General features: G+C 63.2%; 16 protein-coding genes and 1 pseudogene. 8 read left to right on the top strand and 9 right to left on the bottom strand.

What is annotated here, in order from left to right:
* Window positions 1-2 precede the first annotated feature (2 nt).
* Window positions 3-605, bottom strand: a complete 603-nt coding sequence (locus AC6I6U_RS29645; protein WP_497879505.1) for a Yip1 family protein — start codon at window positions 603-605, stop codon at window positions 3-5.
* A 310-nt stretch (window positions 606-915) separates the two neighbouring features.
* On the opposite strand from AC6I6U_RS29645, the gene ttcA reads away from it, so the two are divergent.
* Window positions 916-1,740, top strand: a complete 825-nt coding sequence (gene ttcA, locus AC6I6U_RS29640) for a tRNA 2-thiocytidine(32) synthetase TtcA (RefSeq protein WP_497879504.1) — start codon at window positions 916-918, stop codon at window positions 1,738-1,740.
* Between the two features lie 10 nt (window positions 1,741-1,750).
* On the top strand, window positions 1,751-2,422 hold the full coding sequence (locus AC6I6U_RS29635) for a DNA-3-methyladenine glycosylase I (protein ID WP_497879503.1): 672 nt from the start codon (window positions 1,751-1,753) through the stop codon (window positions 2,420-2,422).
* An 84-nt stretch (window positions 2,423-2,506) separates the two neighbouring features.
* Here the strand turns inward: AC6I6U_RS29635 and AC6I6U_RS29630 are convergent, their stop codons facing one another.
* Genes AC6I6U_RS29630 through arsC form a run of 3 tightly spaced genes read right to left on the bottom strand, consistent with a single transcriptional unit; the run spans window position 2,507 to window position 3,880 of the window.
* Window positions 2,507-2,932, bottom strand: coding sequence for a DUF2069 domain-containing protein (locus AC6I6U_RS29630; protein ID WP_497879502.1), 426 nt, complete (start codon window positions 2,930-2,932; stop codon window positions 2,507-2,509).
* Window positions 2,925-3,530, bottom strand: coding sequence for an NAD(P)H:quinone oxidoreductase (gene wrbA / locus AC6I6U_RS29625; RefSeq protein WP_497879501.1), 606 nt, complete (start codon window positions 3,528-3,530; stop codon window positions 2,925-2,927). Before wrbA ends, AC6I6U_RS29630 begins: the two co-directional genes overlap by 8 nt.
* On the bottom strand, window positions 3,527-3,880 hold the full coding sequence (gene arsC, locus AC6I6U_RS29620) for an arsenate reductase (glutaredoxin) (RefSeq protein ID WP_497879500.1): 354 nt from the start codon (window positions 3,878-3,880) through the stop codon (window positions 3,527-3,529). The genes wrbA and arsC overlap by 4 nt, the downstream gene beginning before the upstream one ends.
* Before the next feature lie 115 nt (window positions 3,881-3,995).
* Between arsC and AC6I6U_RS29615 the strand changes: the two genes are divergently transcribed.
* Window positions 3,996-4,457, top strand: a complete 462-nt coding sequence (locus tag AC6I6U_RS29615) for a TlpA disulfide reductase family protein (RefSeq protein ID WP_497879499.1) — start codon at window positions 3,996-3,998, stop codon at window positions 4,455-4,457.
* 56 nt (window positions 4,458-4,513) lie between these two features.
* On the opposite strand, the gene AC6I6U_RS29610 is transcribed toward AC6I6U_RS29615, so the two are convergent.
* From AC6I6U_RS29610 to AC6I6U_RS29595, 4 genes and pseudogenes are all read right to left on the bottom strand, one after another.
* Entirely contained in the window at window positions 4,514-4,918 is a 405-nt protein-coding gene (locus AC6I6U_RS29610; protein ID WP_497879498.1) for an META domain-containing protein, read from the bottom strand.
* Window positions 4,915-5,352, bottom strand: a complete 438-nt coding sequence (locus tag AC6I6U_RS29605; protein WP_497879497.1) for a hypothetical protein — start codon at window positions 5,350-5,352, stop codon at window positions 4,915-4,917. Before AC6I6U_RS29605 ends, AC6I6U_RS29610 begins: the two co-directional genes overlap by 4 nt.
* Window positions 5,353-5,450: 98 nt before the next feature.
* Window positions 5,451-6,440 carry a 2-hydroxyacid dehydrogenase gene (locus tag AC6I6U_RS29600; protein ID WP_497879496.1) on the bottom strand — a complete coding sequence of 330 codons (990 nt, stop codon included), beginning with the start codon at window positions 6,438-6,440 and terminating at the stop codon, window positions 5,451-5,453.
* Between the two features lie 67 nt (window positions 6,441-6,507).
* Window positions 6,508-9,261: pseudogene (locus AC6I6U_RS29595) on the bottom strand (response regulator).
* Between the two features lie 279 nt (window positions 9,262-9,540).
* On the opposite strand from AC6I6U_RS29595, the gene cysM reads away from it, so the two are divergent.
* From cysM to AC6I6U_RS29570, 5 genes are all read left to right on the top strand, one after another.
* A complete protein-coding gene (cysM, locus tag AC6I6U_RS29590) occupies window positions 9,541-10,443 on the top strand; it encodes a cysteine synthase CysM (RefSeq protein WP_497883132.1) in 903 nt (300 codons plus the stop codon).
* The gene (gene rlmD / locus AC6I6U_RS29585; RefSeq protein ID WP_497879495.1) at window positions 10,443-11,813 is read left to right on the top strand and encodes a 23S rRNA (uracil(1939)-C(5))-methyltransferase RlmD; all 1,371 of its coding nucleotides are present in this window, start codon (window positions 10,443-10,445) and stop codon (window positions 11,811-11,813) included. Before cysM ends, rlmD begins: the two co-directional genes overlap by 1 nt.
* 103 nt (window positions 11,814-11,916) lie before the next feature.
* Window positions 11,917-14,157: a GTP diphosphokinase gene (relA, locus tag AC6I6U_RS29580; RefSeq protein WP_497879494.1), complete on the top strand. Its 2,241-nt coding sequence runs from the start codon at window positions 11,917-11,919 to the stop codon at window positions 14,155-14,157.
* A 139-nt stretch (window positions 14,158-14,296) separates the two neighbouring features.
* Complete coding sequence (mazG, locus tag AC6I6U_RS29575; RefSeq protein ID WP_497879493.1) at window positions 14,297-15,130, top strand: nucleoside triphosphate pyrophosphohydrolase; 834 nt, start codon at window positions 14,297-14,299, stop codon at window positions 15,128-15,130.
* Window positions 15,131-15,156: 26 nt separating this feature from the next.
* Complete coding sequence (locus AC6I6U_RS29570; RefSeq protein ID WP_497879492.1) at window positions 15,157-15,702, top strand: DUF2058 domain-containing protein; 546 nt, start codon at window positions 15,157-15,159, stop codon at window positions 15,700-15,702.
* 101 nt (window positions 15,703-15,803) lie between these two features.
* Here AC6I6U_RS29570 and AC6I6U_RS29565 read toward each other — a convergent pair whose 3' ends face one another.
* Entirely contained in the window at window positions 15,804-15,992 is a 189-nt protein-coding gene (locus tag AC6I6U_RS29565) for a hypothetical protein (protein ID WP_186685163.1), read from the bottom strand.
* Between the last annotated feature and the right edge of the window lie 265 nt (window positions 15,993-16,257).

The raw sequence follows: 16,257 nt of genomic DNA, 5'->3' as shown, positions 1-16,257 counted from the left end.
ATCTAGTTGGTATAGACCGGGCCGACTCCCAGGCCCCAGACGACCACGGTGAACGCCATGATCGCCACCAGTACGACCAGCCCAACGGCCAGTACCGAACTGGAGAACAGGAAACCCTCGTCCGAAGGTATGTTCATGAACGTCGGCAAGCCGACATAGAGCAGGTAGACCGTGTAGCAGATCGCCGCGGTGCCGACGACCATGCCCAGCCACATGTGCGGATAGAGCGCGGCCAGGCCGCCGATGAACAGCGGAGTGGCGGTGTAGGTGGCGAAGGCGACACAGCGCGAGAGGCTGGGGTTGGCGTCATAGGTGCGGGCCATCCAGTGGATGAAAGCGCCCATCACCGCTACCCCGCCGAGCATGGCCAGGTAGGACATGAGGGTCATCCAGATCGCGCTTTCCTGGGTCAACATGACGGGGGCGCGGTTGCCGATGACCCAGCCGACTTGAGTGGTGCCGATAAAGGCCGAAATCGCCGGGATCGCGGCGAGAATCAGGGTGTGGGTGAAGTACATGTGGCCGATGCTTTCCTCGGCGTCGCCACGAATTTCCCGCCATTCCTGATCAGGGTGGGTGAACAGTCCCACAACATGATGGATCATCTGAGTCACTCCTCTCGTTATTGCCATCGCCCCCCAGAATGGAGCGCCGGGACAGACGGCCAGAGTCAGCGCAGGTCTGGATATGTCTGTGACCTTATGTCGCAGTATAGGAAGGGCTGGGGCCAATAAAACCGGGGTTTTAGAGCAAATTGCACTGTCGGGGAGGGCTGTAATCGCCTTGTAGCATTTGCAGGTATCTCTGCCAGGAGCTTCGCGGGCAAGCCCGCGTCCGTCCGCTCTACTCCCCCCGCGACCTGTTTGTGCGTAAAATGGCCGCCTTTTTCGACACACCGCGCGGATTTCAAGGGCTATGGGCACTCTTTCGGTCAATCAGAACAAACTGCAGAAACGCCTTCGCCGGCAGGCGGGCGAGGCGGTCGCCGACTTCAACATGATCGAGGACGGCGACAAGGTGATGGTCTGCCTGTCGGGTGGCAAGGACAGCTACACCATGCTCGACGTTCTGATGCACCTGCAGAAAGTGGCGCCGATCAAGTTCGACATCGTTGCCGTGAACATGGACCAGAAGCAGCCCGGCTTTCCCGAGCACGTGCTGCCCGCCTATCTGAAAGAGCTGGGCGTGGAGTACCACATCGTCGAGAAGGACACCTACTCGGTGGTCAAGGAGCTGGTTCCGGAAGGCAAGACCACCTGCTCGCTGTGCTCGCGCCTGCGCCGCGGCACGCTGTACACCTTCGCCGACGAAATCGGCGCGACCAAGATGGCCCTGGGGCACCACCGCGACGATATCGTCGAGACCTTCTTCCTCAACATGTTCTACAACGGCTCGCTCAAGGCCATGCCGCCCAAGCTGCGGGCCGACGATGGCCGTAACGTGGTGATCCGGCCACTGGCGTACTGCAGCGAGAAGGACATCCAGGCCTACTCGGACTTCAAGCAGTTCCCGATCATTCCGTGCAATCTCTGCGGTTCCCAGGAAAACCTGCAGCGCCAGGTGGTCAAGGAGATGCTGCAGGAGTGGGAGCGCAAGAATCCGGGGCGTACCGAGAACATTTTCCGTGGCCTGCAGAACGTCATCCCGTCGCAGTTGGCCGACCGCAACCTGTTCGACTTCACCAGCCTGCGCATCGACGAGACGGCCGCTTCGCGTTTCGTCAATGTCGTGAACCTGTAAGGGCAGCGGCATGCGCGACTACAAGTGGCTGCACGAGTACTGCCTGAACCGCTTTGGCTCGGCGGCGGCACTGGAAGCGCATTTGCCGGAGCCCCGCACCCCGGAGCAACTGCGTGCGTTCGGCGATGACCGCTACCTGTCGATGATCGCCCTGCGGGTGTTCCGCGCCGGGCTCAAGCATAGCCTGGTGGATGCCAAGTGGCCGGCCTTCGAGCAGGTGTTCTTCGGCTTCGACCCGGAAAAGGTGGTTCTGATGGGCGCCGAGCACCTGGAGCGGCTGATGCAGGACACCCGCATCATCCGTCACCTGGGCAAGCTCAAGAGCGTGCCGCGCAATGCGCAGATGGTGCTGGACGTGGCCAAGGAGAAGGGCAGTTTCGGCAACCTGATCGCCGACTGGCCGGTGACCGAAATCACCGCGCTATGGAAGTACCTGGCCAAGCACGGCCATCAGCTCGGCGGCCTGTCGGCGCCGCGGCTGTTGCGGATGGTCGGCAAGGACACCTTCGTTCCGAGCAATGACGTGGTGGCGGCGCTCAACGCCCAGGACATCATCGACAAGGTGCCGACCAGCCTGCGTGACCTGGCGATTGTCCAGGATGCCTTCAACCAGTGGCATGCCGAGAGTGGCCGGCCGATGTGCCAGCTCTCGATGATGCTGGCGTTCACCGTCAACCACTGAGCCTGTGGGAGCAGGATCTATCCGCGAAGCTTTTCGTCGCCTCAAGGCCGCTTCGCGGATAAATCCTGGTCCCACAGTGCTTCACTAAGCCGTTTGTGGTTGGCCTTCCCCGGCCAGGCGCCGATTCAACTGGTGGCGCCAGCGCACATACAGCATCGCACTGCAGAACACTGCCAGGCTCGCGCCTATCTCCAGTACACCGAACACCTGCCGATTCGGGTCGAAGGCCGCCAGCGCGCCCTTGATGAAGTACAGGTTCACCACATAACAGGTGAACGAGTGCCCGCGTGCGCTACCGGTCAACATCCCCGGTACCAGTGGCAGCAGGGGCACCAGCTCGACCAGCAGGATCACCCAGGGCCGGGCGCCGTGCAGGTCAGCGAAGACCAGATAGTAGGCACACAGCAGGCCGATCAAGCCGAAAAAACACGCCAGGGCCAGCCAGCGGCTGAATCTGACGCGCGGTTCCAGCCACTCCTGGCTGGGCAGCACCTTGGGCTTCCTAGCCACGGCCTTTCTCCAGTTGCAGCGCGGTCGTCGCCAGGCGCTGTCCGAGGGCGCGGCACAGGGCGATTTCATGTTCGTCCAGCGGGCGCTTGCCGTCGCTGCCGGTGTGATGGCTGGCGCCATAGGGCGTGCCACCACCGCGGGTGTCGAGCAGTGCCGATTCGCTGTAGGGCAGGCCGGTCACCAGCATGCCGTGGTGCAGCAATGGCAGCAGCATCGACAGCAGGGTGCTTTCCTGGCCGCCATGCAGGCTGGAGGTCGAGGTGAACACCGCGCCGGGCTTGCCGACCAGGGCGCCGGTCAGCCACAGGTTGCTGGTGCCATCGATGAAGTACTTCAACGGCGCCGCCATGTTGCCGAAACGGGTCGGACTGCCGAGGGCAAGGGCCGAACAATGTTTCAGGTCATCGAGGCTGGCATACAGCGCGCCTTCCTCGGGGATGGCCGGCGCCACCGCCTCGCATTCGCTGGAGATCGCTGGAACGGTCCGCAGGCGGGCCTCCATTCCGGCCTGTTCGACGCCCCGGGCAATCTGCCGGGCCATTTCGCGAGTGGAGCCGTTGCGACTGTAGAACAACACCAGGACGTACGGTTCGCTCACGGCAGGATCTCCAGCACCTTCTCCGGTGGACGACCGATGATCGCCTTGTCTCCGGCAACCAGGATCGGCCGCTCCATGAGCTTGGGATGGCTGGCGATGGCGGCCACCAGTTGCTCTTCGCTGAGCTGGCTGTCGGCCAGGTTCAGGCTCTGGTACTCGTCCTCGCCAGTGCGCAGCAGTTGCCGGGCGCTGATACCGAGCGCGTCCAGCAAGGTACGCAACTGGGCCGCGTCGAGCGGGTTTTCCAGGTAGCGTACGACGGTCGGGGCCAGGCCACGGGCTTCGAGCAGTTCCAGCGCACCACGGGATTTCGAGCAGCGCGGATTGTGATAAAGCGTCAGATCGGTCATGTGCGGGTCGCATCTTGCGTAAGGTGGCGGGTATTCTACCTGCCTGGCGAGCGCTCCTGAACCGTACGAGGTAAATGGTCGCAGTCGATGACTCATTTGACGGGGGATGGCACACATGGCAAGGCAATTGGCAGCCATATTGGCGATGATGGGCGCGCTGCTGCTCAGTGGCTGCGGTAACGACTACGGGGTTGACCAGCACGGTCAGAAAGTTTCGGCCGAGCGCCTCGACAAGCACTGGAAGGTAGTCAACTACTGGGCGGAATGGTGTGGCCCGTGTCGCACTGAAATTCCTGAACTCAACGCCTTGTCCGAGCAGCTCAAGGGGCAGTCGGTCGGCGTGTTCGGGGTCAACTTCGACGGTCTGCAGGGCGATGACCTGGCCAAGGCCGCCGAGGCGCTGGGGATCAAGTTCACGGTGCTGGCGCAGGACCCGGCCGATCTCTTCGAATTGCCGCGCAGCGAGGCGCTGCCGGTGACCTACATCATCGACGACAAGGGCAAGGTGCGCGAGCAACTGATGGGTGAGCAGACCGCTGCCGGTGTGCTGGAGAAACTCAAGGCCCTCAAGGGCTGAGTGGCCGAGGAGAAATCACGGCGCCTTGAAGCAGGCGCCGTGTAGCGACAGGGCCGTCAGCCTTCTTCCGACCACAGGCGCAGCGGCTGGCCTTGGGCCGGCCAGAAACGGACCTGTTCGACCGGGGAGATATCCCAGCGCTGGACGTTTTCCAGTGCCTGCAGGAAGCGTTTTTCCTGCTCCATCAGTGCCGGCGCACACAGTTTGCGGGTACTGCCGACCTTGCCGAAGCTCAGGCTGTCACCGTCCAGGGTGTAGGGGGCGAACCAGTGGTTGCAACCACCGTTGCCATAGGCCCGGCCGTCATTACCCAGGGTGACGGTCAGGTGGCTGCTGTCGATCAGCGGCCGTTCGCCGATCCACTCCAGCACATAGCTGTGATCCTGCTGCAGTTGCACGCGGTCGCCGGCACAGCCCACCAGGCTGGTGGCCAGCATCCCCAGAATCACCGCTTGTTTCATCCTTTTGCCTCCTGGCATTTCGGGCAGAGGTGTTTCTCGCCCTGGGTGGTCCAGCCCAGCTCGGCGATGCGGGCCGTGGCTGCGGGTTTTTGGGCCGGGGTACCGAGCTTGGCGTCCACGGCGAATTCGAAGTCCAGTTGCTTGGCGCAGCTGTCGCAGTTGACCTGCCACTGATGAATCGCCAATTCGCCGAATACCGGCCCACGGGCCATTGCGGTCCATTGGCCTGGCGGGTTGATCAGGTGGCGTACGGTCTCGACGGTCAGGCGCATGGACAGGTCCTTGCTGCCCTTGAGGGTGACCAGCAGCACGTCGTCGATGCGGATCGAGCCACCGTTGCCGGTGACCTGGTAGCGACCCGGTACCAGCGCGCGGCATTCGGTCAGGGTGTGTTGCGGGTTCATCAGGTTGTAGCGGAAATCGTGTTCGACCATGGGTCCTCCAAATATGGCCGATATGCTAGCACGCAGAAGCCCGGCCAATGGCAGTCGCTTGCGACCTTCGATCCGGTTGGCCGGGCCATCCCTGCGGATCAGCCTTCCACCAGGTTCTGCGGTCGTCCGGCCTGCCAGGCGGCGATGTTGTCCAGGGTGGTCGCGGCGATCGCCGCCAGGGCCTCGTGGGTCAGGAAGGCCTGGTGCGCGGTGACGATCACATTGGGAAAGGTCAGCAGCCGCGCCAGCACGTCGTCCTGCAAGGGCAGGTCGGAGCGGTCCTCGAAGAACAGTTGTGCCTCCTCCTCGTAGACGTCCAGCCCGAGATAGCCGAGCTGGCCATCCTTGAGTGCATCGATCAGCGCCGGAGTGTCCACCAGGCCGCCGCGGCTGGTATTGATCAGCATGGCGCCGGGTTGCAGATGGGCCAGGGTCTCGCGGTTGATCAGGTAGCGGGTGCCGGCGGTCAGCGGGCAGTGCAGGCTGATGATCCGTGATTGGGCAAGCAGTTCCGGCAGTTCCAGGTAGCGTGCGCCCAGGGCCAGGACCTCCGGGTTGGGGTAGGGGTCGTAGGCCAGCAACTGACAGCCGAAGCCGGCCATGATCCGGGCGAAAGTCGCGCCGATCTGGCCGGTGCCGACGATGCCAACAGTCTTGCCGGCAAGGTCGAAGCCGGTCAGCCCGTGCAGGCTGAAATCGCCCTCGCGGGTACGGTTGTAGGCGCGGTGCAGGCGGCGGTTGAGCGCGAGGATCAGCGCCACCGCGTGCTCGGCCACGGCGTGGGGCGAGTAGGCGGGGACGCGGACCACGTTCAGCCCCAGGCGCCGGGCAGCGTTCAGGTCGACATGGTTGTAGCCGGCCGAACGCAGGGCGATCAGGCGGGTGCCGCCGGCGGCGAGCTGCTCCAGCACCGGGGCACTCAGGTCATCGTTGATGAAGGCGCAGACCACCTCGTGCCGTTCGGCCAGGGGCGCGGTATCCAGGCTCAGGCGTGCGGGCTGGAAGTGCAGTTCGAGGCCCGTGGGCAGGCTGCTGGCCAGGAAACTGTCGCGGTCGTAGGTCTGGCTGCTGAAAAGTATTCCACGCATGGCAAGGTTTCCTTGTGAGACTGACCGGCAGCGTAACGCCGGTCTCCTGGGCGTGTATTGTCGTGGATCAGGCGCTGACCCGGGCTTCGATGGCCAGGCGGGCAATCGCCATGTCCAACTCGTCGAGGGCCTTGTGGGCGTTGGCATCGTCCTGCTTGAGCAGGGTCTCGCTGCGCTGGCAGGCCGCGCGCAGTTGCGGTACGCCGCAATAGCGGGTAGCGCCGTGCAGGCGGTGGACCCGTTCGATCAGGCCGTTGCTGTCATGGGATTCGCGCGCCGAGCGGATCGCCTCGCGGTCGGAATCGAGCGAGGCCAGCAGCATCGCCAGCATGTCGGCGGCCAGGTCGGCCTTGCCGGCAGCCAGGCGCAGGCCTTCTTCCGGGTCGAGTACCAGCAGTTCGGTAGCACTGTTGCCAGGCTCACCGCTGCGCTCCTGGGCCTGGTTACGCAGGGCCAGTCCGGTCCATTTCAGCACCACCTGGGCCAGTTGGCGTTCACTGATCGGCTTGGTCAGGTAGTCGTCCATTCCGCTTTGCAGCAGGGCGCGCTTTTCGTTGGCCATGGCATGCGCCGTCAGGGCAACGACCGGCAGTGCGGCGCTTTGTCGTTCGTTTTCCCACTGGCGGATCGCCTCGGTCGCCTGGCGGCCATCCATGCCGGGCATCTGCACATCCATCAGCACCAGGTCGAAGCTGGCCTGCTGCACGGCGTCGATCGCCGCGTAGCCGCTGTCCACGGCGAGTACCTCGGCACCCATGTCTTCGAGCAGGGTCTGGACCAGCAACAGGTTGGCCGGGTTGTCGTCCACGCAAAGCACGCGTGGCGCCCGGCTGCCAAGCGGTTCGCTGGGCTCCAGGCGGGCGGGGCGAGGGGCGATGAGGTCCGCCAATGCCCGCCGCAGTTTGCGGGTGCAGGCCGGCTTGGCCTGGAGCTGGTTGTGCGGGTTGGGCACCGAGAGATGGAACAAGGTCTGTTCAGTCGTCGGGCACAACACCAGCACCCGGCAACCGAGGTGTTCCAGGTCTCAGATATTCTGGTTTAACCGCTCCGGCGGCATGTCCAGGGCGGTGACGCCGAGTACCGCCAGATCGATGGCCTGTTCGGTCTGGTGGGTACCGGTGACGCCGTTGACCAGGCCCGGCAGGCTGTTGAATGGAATCACTTCCAGGCCGCAGTCTTCCAACTGGTGCTGCAGGGCCTGGCGTGCCAGTTCGTGGTTTTCCAGCACGGCGACGCGCCGGCCGAGCAGCGGCGCGGCGGGCAGGTCCTCGATATCGTCGCGGGTCTTGGGCAGGCTCAGGCTGATCCAGAATTCGGAACCTTCGCCTGGCGTGCTTTCGACGCCGATTTCGCCCCCCATCTGCTCGATCAGGCGCTTGGAAATCACCAGCCCGAGACCGGTGCCACCCGGTTGCCGGGACAGTGAGTTGTCGGCCTGGCTGAAGGCCTGGAACAGCGCTCGCACGTCCTGGTTCGACAGGCCGATGCCGGTGTCCTGCACGCTGATGCGCAGTTGTACGCTGTCTTCGTGCTCTTCTTCGAGCATTGCCCGGGCGACGATGGTGCCTTCGCGGGTGAACTTGATCGCATTGCTCACCAGGTTGGTCAGGATCTGCTTGAGCCGCAGCGGGTCGCCGATCAACGACAGCGGGGTGTCGCGATAGACCAGGCTGACCAGTTCCAGCTGCTTGGCATGGGCGGCCGGGGCGAGGATGGTCAGGGTGTCCTGCAACAGGTCGCGCAGGTTGAAGGGAATGCTGTCGAGCACCAGCTTGCCGGCCTCGATTTTCGAGAAATCGAGAATTTCGTTGATGATGCCCAGCAGGCTGTCGGCGGACTTCTCGATGGTGCTCAGGTAATCCAGCTGGCGTGGAGTAAGCTCGCTTTTCTGCAGCAGGTGGGTGAAACCGAGGATGCCGTTGAGCGGGGTGCGGATCTCGTGGCTCATGTTGGCGAGGAACTCGGATTTGATCCGGCTCGCTTCCAGGGCCTCCTTGCGCGCCAGGTCCAGCTCGATGTTCTGGATCTCGATGGTTTCCAGGTTCTGGCGGACGTCTTCGGTGGCCTGGTCGATGCTGTGCTGCAACTCTTCCTGGGCGTTCTGCAGGGTCTCGGCCATGCGGTTGATGCCCGAGGCCAGTTGGTCCAGTTCCTGGCTGCCGAGGGGTGGCAGGCGGGTTTCCAGGTTGCCATCCTTGAGTTGGGCCACGGCCTGCTTGATTTTGCTGATCGGGGTGTTGATGGTGCGGCTCATGCGCAAGGCCAGGAGGGCGGTACCGAGCAGGCCGGTGGCGATCAGCAGCAGACTGGCGAACAGGCTGCGGTAGCCGCGCAGCAGCATGCCGTTGTGCGACAACTCCAGCTCGACCCAGCCGAGCAGCCGGTCGGCCTCGTCGGGGACCGGTTCGCCAGCCATGTTGCGGTGCCGGCCGAACACCGGCAGCAGGTAGCGGGTGGCGTCGTTGCCGCTGCGTTGCAGCATGTGGCTGCTGTTGCCGGTGGGCGGCTGGTTGAGCATGCTCGGGCCGGCATGGGCCAGTTGCTCGCGGTTGGCGCCGAGGAACGACACGGCGCGCACGTCGGTCTGCTCCAGGGCCTGGGTGGCGACGCGTTCCAGTTGGTCACTGTCATTGCGGCTCAGCGCCGGGGCCACCAGTGGGGCCAGTTGCTCGGCGATCATTTCCCCGCGCTGCAGCAACTGGCTTTGCAGTTCCGATTGCTGCAACCAGGTGAAATACCCTCCCAGCACCAGGGCCATCAGCGTGGTCGGCAGCAGGGTGAGCAATAGGACACGGCCTTTGATGCCCAGGTTTTTAAGCACGCAACATTCTCCATCAGATACGGCGTTTGGCAGACACGGCGATCTTCTGTTCCTGGCGCGCGCTTCCTGCGCGCGCTCCACCTGCGCAGTTTAGCCACATGAGGTGGGGGAAAGCTCGCAAAGTTCACTGCGTTGCCGGCGAGCGTACGGGCCATCCGCGCTCAAGCACGGGGGCACGCTTATAGCGATTAGCCATAAGCACCGCACTTTGCGTGATATGGGCCGCAGGCGTTTGCCGGTATGATAGGCGCCCCCCGCAGTCTGGATTGCGAATACGCCATGACCTTGCAGTATCCAACTATCGCCGATTGCATCGGCAACACGCCCCTGGTTCGTCTGCAACGCTTGCCCGGAGCCACCAGCAATACCCTGCTGCTCAAGCTTGAAGGGAACAATCCAGCGGGCTCCGTGAAGGACCGTCCGGCACTGTCGATGATCACCCGCGCCGAGTTGCGCGGGCAGATCCAGGCCGGTGACACGCTGATCGAGGCGACTTCGGGCAACACCGGGATCGCCCTGGCCATGGCCGCGGCGATCAAGGGCTACAAGATGATCCTGATCATGCCCGACAACTCCACGGCCGAGCGCAAGGCGGCGATGACCGCCTATGGCGCCGAGCTGATCCTGGTCAGCCGCGAGGAGGGCATGGAAGGTGCCCGCGATCTCGCCGAGCGGATGCAGGCCGAAGGCCGCGGCAAGGTGCTCGACCAGTTCGCCAACGGTGACAACCCCGAGGCGCACTACACCGGCACCGGTCCGGAGATCTGGCGGCAGACCCAGGGCACCATTACCCACTTTGTCAGTTCCATGGGGACCACCGGGACCATCATGGGTGTGTCGCGCTACCTCAAGGAGCAGAATCCTGAAGTGCAGATCGTTGGCCTGCAGCCGATGGAAGGTGCGACGATTCCGGGTATCCGTCGTTGGCCCCATGAGTACCTGCCGCGGATTTTCCAATCCGAGCGGGTTGATCGCGTCGTCGACATGGGCCAGGAAGAGGCGGAAGACGTCATGCGTCGCCTGGCTCGTGAAGAAGGCGTATTCTGTGGTGTGTCCTCGGGCGGTGCGGTGGCAGCGATGCTGCGCCTGTCGCGCGAGGTCGAGAACGCGGTGATGGTCGCGATCATCTGTGACCGCGGCGACCGCTACCTGTCGACCGGCATCTACGACTCTCCCAACTGATGGCCAGACAGCATAAAGGCCTGCGCTTCCAGCCCAGTGGCGGCAGCCGGGCCCCGCAAGTGCCCGTGGGCAAGAAACAACGCCTGACGATCGAGCGGCTGGCCAATGACGGCCGCGGGATCGCCTTCGTCGAGGGGCGTACCTGGTTCGTGACGGGGGCGCTCGCCGGTGAAGAGGTCGAGGCGCGCGTACTGGGAGCCCATGGCAAGGTGGTCGAGGCCCGCAGCGAGCGCCTGCTGCTTGCCAGCGAGCAGCGTCGCCAGGAACCGTGCGCCCATGCCGGCCGCTGTGGCGGCTGCAACATCCAGCATATGCCCCATGCAGACCAGCTCGTGCTGAAACAGCGCATGCTCGCCGAGCAGTTGTCCCGTGTCGCCGGTGTCGAACCCGAAGAGTGGGCGGCGCCCCTGAGCGGTCTGGAATTCGGCTATCGCCGACGGGCTCGGGTGGCGGTGCGCTGGGATGCCAAGGCGAAGCAGCTCGAGGTCGGTTTTCGCGCGGCGTCCAGCCAGGACATCGTCGCCATCGACGATTGCCCGGTACTGGTCGCCGCCCTGCAACCGATCATGAACGGCCTGCCGGCGATGCTCCGGCGTCTTGGCAAGCCCCAGTCGCTGGGGCATGTCGAATTGTTCAGCGGTTCCGCCGTGGCGGTGTTGTTGCGGCATATGTCGCCGTTGTCGGCTGACGACCTGCAGATCCTGCGCGAATTCTGTGAAACGCATCATGCGCAACTCTGGTTGCATGGCGAGAACGGTCCGCAGCCGATGGACGCGGAGCAGTCGCTGGGCTATCGCCTGGAGCGGTGGGACCTGGAACTGGCCTACCGGCCGGGGGATTTCGTCCAGGTCAATGCCGGAGTCAACGAAGCAATGGTGGCCCAGGCGCTGGACTGGCTCGACCCGGCCCCCGAGGAGCGGGTACTGGACCTGTTCTGCGGTCTGGGCAACTTCGCCCTGCCGCTGGCTCGGCAGGTCCGTGAGGTGGTCGCGGTAGAAGGTGTGCAGACCATGGTCGATCGGGCCGCCGCCAATGCCGTGGATAACAATCTGCATAACGCGAGCTTTTTTCAGGCTGATTTATCCCAGCCCCTGAACGATGCCGGTTGGGCCAAAGCAGGCTTTTCTGCGGTACTCTTGGACCCACCACGCGACGGCGCTTTCGACATGGTCGGCAAGCTTGCCGGCCTGGGCGCCAGGCATCTGGTTTACGTGTCGTGCAACCCCGCGACCCTGGCGCGCGACACGGTCGAATTGATCAAGCAGGGCTACCGGTTAAAACGTGCCGGGATCCTCGATATGTTTCCGCAGACAGCGCATGTCGAGGCCATGGCGTTATTTGAAGCGAGCCAGGATGCTCGTCTAGTCTGACTGGTCGCCCCCGCATTCCGACCGGCCTTGCCGGAGTGCAGGGGGCAATGTACGGCCAGCGATTCTGACGCATTGAATCTGCGTCGTAGGGAAGGTAAGCAAGATGGTACAGGTGAGAGCACACCAGCCGATCAACACCGACGGCAGTATCAATCTCGAGGCATGGCTCGACCATACGGTGAGCGTCGATCCGGCGCTGGACCGCGAAGCATTGAAGGAAGCCTGCGAATACGCACGGCTTGCCGAACAACAGACCCTGCCGACCCGGGATACCTGGCCGGAAGGGGGCAGTTTCAGTACCGGGCTCGAGATCGCCGATATCCTCGCCGACCTCAAGCTCGACCAGGATTCCCTGGTCGCCGCCGTGTTGTACCGTGGTGTGCGCCAGGGGCAGATCCTGTTGCCGGCGGTCAGCCAGAAGTTCGGCCCGGTGGTGGCCAAGCTGATCGATGGCGTGCAGCGCATGGCGGCCATCAGTGCCAGTCTCAGCCCGCGCCAGTCCCAGGTCATGGGGACGCAGGTGCAGGTGGAGAACCTGCGCAAGATGCTCGTGGCCATGGTCGATGACGTGCGTGTCGCGCTGATCAAACTGGCCGAGCGGACCTGCGCGATCCGGGCGGTGAAGAACGCCGACGAGGAGAAGCGCAACCGCGTCGCCCGCGAAGTCTTCGACATCTACGCGCCGCTGGCCCATCGGCTGGGTATCGGCCACATCAAGTGGGAACTGGAGGACTTGTCCTTCCGTTACCTCGAACCCGACCAGTACAAGCAGATCGCCAAGCTGTTGCACGAGCGGCGGCTGGATCGCGAGCGCTTCATCAGCGAGGTGATGTGCCAGCTGGAAAACGAGCTGTTGGCGACTGGCGTCAAGGCCGACATCAGCGGCCGGGCCAAGCACATCTATTCGATCTGGCGCAAAATGCAGCGCAAGGGCCTGGAGTTCAGCCAGATCTACGACGTGCGTGCGGTGCGCGTGCTGGTGCCGGAAATGCGCGACTGCTACACCGCGCTGGGCATCGTCCATACCCTGTGGCGGCACATTCCCAAGGAATTCGACGACTACATCGCCAACCCCAAGGAAAACGGCTACCGCTCGCTGCACACCGCGGTGATCGGCCCCGAAGGCAAGGTGCTGGAAGTACAGATCCGCACCCACGCCATGCACGAGGAAGCCGAGCTTGGCGTCTGCGCGCATTGGAAATACAAGGGCACCGACGTCAAGTCCGGCTCCAACCACTACGAAGAGAAAATCTCCTGGTTGCGCCAAGTGCTGGAGTGGCACGAGGAGTTGGGAGATATCGGTGGCCTGGCGGATCAGCTGCGGGTCGATATCGAGCCGGATCGGGTCTACGTGTTCACCCCGGACGGGCATGCCATCGACCTGCCCAAGGGCGCCACGCCGCTGGACTTCGCCTATCGGGTGCACACCGAGATCGGCCACAACTGCCGGGGCGCGAAGATCAACGGGCGGATCGTACCGCTCAACTACAGCCTGCAGACCGGCGAGCAGGTGGAGATCATCACCAGCAAGCACGGCACGCCGAGCCGCGACTGGCTGAACTCGAACCTGGGCTACGTGACCACTTCGCGGGCACGGGCGAAGATCGTCCACTGGTTCAAGCTGCAGGCCCGCGATCAGAACGTCGCGGCTGGCAAGACCCTGCTCGAGCGTGAACTGACGCGCCTGGACCTGCCCCAGGTGGACTTCGACAAGCTGGCCGACAAGGCCAACATGAAGACCGCCGAGGACATGTTCGCCGCCCTAGGTGCCGGCGACCTGCGCCTGGCGCAACTGGTCAACACCGCACAGCAACTGGTCGAGCCCGAGCGTGGCAATGAGCAGTTGGAACTGATCCCACGCAAGTCCGCCGGCTACAAGCCGGGCAAGCGCGGCGATATCCAGATCCAGGGCGTGGGCAACCTGATGACCCAGATGGCCGGCTGCTGCCAGCCGCTGCCGGGCGATGCCATCGTCGGCTATATCACCCAGGGGCGTGGGGTGAGCATTCACCGCCAGGATTGCGCCTCGGTGCTGCAACTGAGCGGGCGCGAGCCGGAGCGGATCATCCAGGTCAGTTGGGGGCCGGTGCCGGTGTCGACCTACCCGGTGGACATCATTATCCGTGCCTACGACCGTTCCGGCCTGTTGCGTGACGTGTCCCAGGTGCTGCTCAACGAGCGGATCAACGTGCTGGCGGTCAACACCCGCTCGAACAAGGAGGACAACACTGCGTTGATGTCCCTGACCATCGAGATCCCGGGGTTGGACGCACTGGGACGGTTGCTGGGGCGGATTTCCCAGCTACCTAACATCATCGAAACCCGCCGCAACCGCACGACTTGAGCTGTTGCACTCGGTCTGGCTTCGTTGGAGCCTGCAAGAAAATGCTCATTGACTACAGTCAACTCCGCTTTTTCGCGCAGGCTCCGCCTCGCCATACCTTCGCTTGCGACGCTCAATTCAATCGTACAGAGAGCAAACGATGTACAGCCTTCAAGACCTGCTTCACCTGATGGCCCGGCTGCGTGACCCGCACCACGGTTGCCCTTGGGATATCAAGCAAAGCTACGCCACCATCGTTCCTCATACCCTCGAGGAAGCCTACGAAGTGGCCGACGCCATTGAGCGCGAGGACTTCGAACACCTGCAGGGGGAATTGGGCGACCTGCTGTTCCAGGTGGTCTACTACAGCCAGTTGGCCCGGGAAGAGGGGCGTTTCGAATTTGACGGCGTGGTCGATGGCATCACTCGCAAGCTGATTCGTCGCCATCCCCATGTATTCCCGACTGGCGACCTGTATGCGCCAGTAGACCTGCCGCGCCTGAGCGAAGAGCAGGTCAAGCACCGCTGGGAAGAGATCAAGGCCGAAGAGCGCGCCGAGAACCACCGCGCCCCGGAGCAGTTGTCGCTGCTCGATGACGTGCCTGCCGCCCTGCCGGCGCTGTCCCGTGCAGCAAAGCTGCAGAAGCGCGCGGCCCAGGTCGGCTTCGATTGGCCGGCTGCGCTGCCGGTGGTGGACAAGATCCGCGAAGAACTCGATGAAGTCCTCGAAGCCATGGTCGACAACGACACGGCGGCCATGGCCGATGAGATCGGCGACCTGTTGTTCAGCGTGGTCAACCTGGCCCGCCACCTCAAGGTTGACCCGGAAAATGCCCTGCGCGGCGCCAATGGCAAATTCGATCGACGCTTCCGATTTGTCGAACAGGCATTGCGCAATACCCACCGTCCCATGGAAGATTGCACCCTCGAAGAATTGGACGCCTTGTGGGGCGAAGCCAAACGCCAGGAAAAGAATGCACCCAGCTGCGGCTGAGTCGTTGACCCAAGTGAGTAAGCATCATGAGCCTTTCCCTTCGCGACCAGTTGCTCAAGGCAGGTCTGGTCAATCAAAAGCAGGCCAAGCAGGTCAGCAAGGACAAACAGAAACACCAGCGGCTGGTCCACAAGGGCCAGGCCGAGGCTGACGATACCCAGGCGCGCCTGGCCCAGGAAGCACAGGCCGAGAAGGTCAAGCGCGACCAGGAACTGAACCGCCAGCAGCAGGAAAAGGTCGAGGCCAAGGCCCGTGCGGCCCAGGTCAAGCAACTGATCGAGACCTCGCGCCTGCCCAAGCTGACCACCGAGGACTACTACAACTTCGTTGATGACAAGAAGGTCAAGCGCTTGTCGGTCAACAACCTGATGCGCAACAAGCTCAGCAACGGCTCGCTGGCGATCGTCCACCACGGTGGCGGCTACGAGGTGATCCCGCGCGAAGCGGCGCTGAAGATCCAGGAGCGTGCTCCGGAGCGTATCGTCCAGCTCAACGCCCTGAGCGAGACCCAGGTGCCGGATGAGGATGATCCGTACGCCGCCTACCAGATCCCAGACGATCTGATGTGGTAACGCTTACCTGGTAAAAACGACAAACCCCGCTCGAAAGGCGGGGTTTGTTTTTAGTGGCTGCGCCGACTGCGTGGGCCGGCGGCACCGTTGAGGCTATGGCTTCAGGAGTGTTGTGCCTGGCGCTTCATTTCGAGGTTTTCCAGTTCGCTCTTGTATTGTTGAGCATCGGCCTCGTTGTGAAACATGCCTACCAGCAGGTCCTGTTGGTGTACATCCCAGATCCGGATACCGGCAGCCAGGCCTTCATGGGACATGTGTGCATCATCGCGTTCGGTCACTTTTACAGTCATCTGCAAGCTCCTGTTTCTGTTGAGCTGCGGCAATGCGTCGCAGGACTTTTTTATAAGTTTTATTAGCTTGCTATGTAAATCGCCTGGAATGCGAATACACCTTTGCCAGATTTGCAATAATTGGCAAAGGCCCGGTTTTACTGGACCGGATGTCTTGGGTTGAGAGTTTTATGACAAAAGTTTCATCTTGATACCGGCCTTGAGGGTGTTTGCAAGGCGAAAAAAAGCCCCGCTTTCGCGAGGCTTCGGGGGAGCAGGGGAGACG

The organism is Pseudomonas sp. UTLPPB19802 (assembly GCF_059730225.1).
The sequence above is the reverse complement of the archived record's forward strand: the minus strand, read 5'-3'. Positions and strand labels throughout refer to the sequence as shown.

Bases quoted from the DNA above. Each gene is read 5' to 3' on its own strand.
- relA (WP_497879494.1), top strand. From the start codon at position 11,917: ATGGTACAGGTGAGAGCACACCAGCCGATCAACACCGACGGCAGTATC.
- AC6I6U_RS29615 (WP_497879499.1), top strand. From the start codon at position 3,996: ATGGCAAGGCAATTGGCAGCCATATTGGCGATGATGGGCGCGCTGCTG.
- mazG (WP_497879493.1), top strand. From the start codon at position 14,297: ATGTACAGCCTTCAAGACCTGCTTCACCTGATGGCCCGGCTGCGTGAC.
- AC6I6U_RS29570 (WP_497879492.1), top strand. From the start codon at position 15,157: ATGAGCCTTTCCCTTCGCGACCAGTTGCTCAAGGCAGGTCTGGTCAAT.
- cysM (WP_497883132.1), top strand. From the start codon at position 9,541: ATGACCTTGCAGTATCCAACTATCGCCGATTGCATCGGCAACACGCCC.
- ttcA (WP_497879504.1), top strand. From the start codon at position 916: ATGGGCACTCTTTCGGTCAATCAGAACAAACTGCAGAAACGCCTTCGC.
- arsC (WP_497879500.1), bottom strand. From the start codon at position 3,880: ATGACCGATCTGACGCTTTATCACAATCCGCGCTGCTCGAAATCCCGT.
- AC6I6U_RS29635 (WP_497879503.1), top strand. From the start codon at position 1,751: ATGCGCGACTACAAGTGGCTGCACGAGTACTGCCTGAACCGCTTTGGC.
- AC6I6U_RS29565 (WP_186685163.1), bottom strand. From the start codon at position 15,992: ATGACTGTAAAAGTGACCGAACGCGATGATGCACACATGTCCCATGAA.
- AC6I6U_RS29645 (WP_497879505.1), bottom strand. From the start codon at position 605: ATGATCCATCATGTTGTGGGACTGTTCACCCACCCTGATCAGGAATGG.
- rlmD (WP_497879495.1), top strand. From the start codon at position 10,443: ATGGCCAGACAGCATAAAGGCCTGCGCTTCCAGCCCAGTGGCGGCAGC.
- AC6I6U_RS29610 (WP_497879498.1), bottom strand. From the start codon at position 4,918: ATGAAACAAGCGGTGATTCTGGGGATGCTGGCCACCAGCCTGGTGGGC.
- AC6I6U_RS29600 (WP_497879496.1), bottom strand. From the start codon at position 6,440: ATGCGTGGAATACTTTTCAGCAGCCAGACCTACGACCGCGACAGTTTC.
- AC6I6U_RS29605 (WP_497879497.1), bottom strand. From the start codon at position 5,352: ATGGTCGAACACGATTTCCGCTACAACCTGATGAACCCGCAACACACC.